The 1,531-nt window shown below is 45.3% G+C and carries 3 protein-coding genes; all 3 read left to right on the top strand.

Going from position 1 to position 1,531, the window contains the following annotated elements; genetic code table 11:
• The coding region (locus tag DEM91_RS12475) for a DUF3408 domain-containing protein (protein WP_249859118.1) at positions 1-387 on the top strand (387 nt) is incomplete at its 5' end.
• Between the two features lie 359 nt (positions 388-746).
• Positions 747-1,172, top strand: a complete 426-nt coding sequence (locus tag DEM91_RS12470; protein ID WP_009752275.1) for a plasmid mobilization protein — start codon at positions 747-749, stop codon at positions 1,170-1,172.
• A partial coding sequence (locus tag DEM91_RS12465; protein WP_249859117.1) for a relaxase/mobilization nuclease domain-containing protein occupies positions 1,162-1,531 on the top strand: 370 nt, incomplete at its 3' end. The genes DEM91_RS12470 and DEM91_RS12465, both read left to right, overlap by 11 nt.

Below are 1,531 nucleotides of genomic sequence, written 5' to 3'. Positions count from 1 at the left end.
AATCAGATAGAAAATTCGTCTGAACATATCATTGCCGAACTTCGGGCAAGGAAAGCAAGACTTATTCAAGAGCCTAACGAACAGGACACAGAGAACACTACGCACTCTGAACCTGCGCAGCATACAGAGAACGCAACCGTTCAAAGGCGCTTCAGTGCCAAGATGAGAAAGGAAACGCTCGAAGCCTACAAGCAAGCCTACCTTGTTCCGACAAAACTGAGCAATCGAAAGGCGGTCTATCTGAGCCGAGAAACGCAGGAGCGTGCTGACTTCATCGTGCGCAGGTTGGGCGACAGGGGCAGCAACCTTTCAAGTTTCGTGGAAAACATCGTGCGCCTCCATCTGGAGGAGTACGGTGAAGACATAGAGAAATGGAGGAGATTGTAAATCACAGGAAAAGGGGCGAGGACTTTTGGGAAAAGGTGCTATTATTCCACTCAAAACCCTCAACCCTTTTTTAGAGAACATAGCAACAGACATTTGTCAAACATACTGAATGATGGGAACACCACGAACGCAGTTAAACACAGAATGCACGGCATTCACTTTTCGGCAGCAAAACGCCTTGTGCGTAAACGTTTCGTTAGCTGATATTGCAAGACGTCAGTTTGTACCCACAAACTGCTCTTGCTCCCCTCGTCAGACTATCGGGGAGATAAGACCGTAATCACTCCGTTCTCATCGGTCAGTATTTAGGAATTAAGGTAATAAATCATCTACAATGATAAACTTTCAAGGAAACTTATATGAACAGATATAAAGGAAAAGCTGCCCGATGGCAGCAACAGGATAAAGAAGAACAGCGGATGAACAAAACGGAGTTCATCAAGGTAAGATGTACCAGTGAAGAGAAGAAACGTATCAAATCAAGGGCGGAAAGCACGGGACGGAAATTCTCCGATTATTGTCGGGAAATACTCCTTAACGGAGAAGTAACAGCCGTTCCCAAGATGACAGACAATGAGAGGGAAGCCATTGCCATTCTCCAACATACAGGAAGGTTCTATGGGCAGATTTCCAATCTCATCAAGCTCAAGGACGAGGATTGGCTACATATCACCAAGAACCTTTCGCTATGTGCCAAAGAGGCATTTAAGCGGTTTTACGACCCGCATTTTCGGGTGGATGATGAAATATATAAGGTCTTAAATCTAACAAGAAATGATAGGTAAATGCAAGGCGATAGCGCACGGAAGCACAGCTTTGGACTATATTTTCAGGGAAGGCAAACTCGGTAGTCGGCTTGCATTCCACAATCTTTGCAGCAGAGATCCAAAGACTATCTATGAGGAAATGAAAGTGGTCAGTAACTACAACAGCCGTTGCAGGAACAAGTTTCTCCGTATCGAAATTGGCATCGCACCGCAGGACGAGAAAAAGCTGTCTGTGTCCGAATATATGTGGATAGCCCATTTGTTTGCCAAGCGAATGGGACTTGACAACCACCAATGGGTGGCAGTAACGCACAAGGACACCGATAATAGACACATTCACATAATTGCTAACCGTATCAGTCTGTATGGAGAAGTCT

It is taken from the genome of Prevotella sp. TCVGH, from assembly GCF_023522295.1.
Lineage (GTDB): Bacteria > Bacteroidota > Bacteroidia > Bacteroidales > Bacteroidaceae > Prevotella > Prevotella timonensis.
Note: the sequence above shows the minus strand (reverse complement) of the source record. Positions and strands in the feature narration are given on the sequence as shown.

Coding starts and splice junctions, on each gene's coding strand:
- DEM91_RS12470 (WP_009752275.1), top strand. CDS start 747: ATGAACAGATATAAAGGAAAAGCTGCCCGATGGCAGCAACAGGATAAA.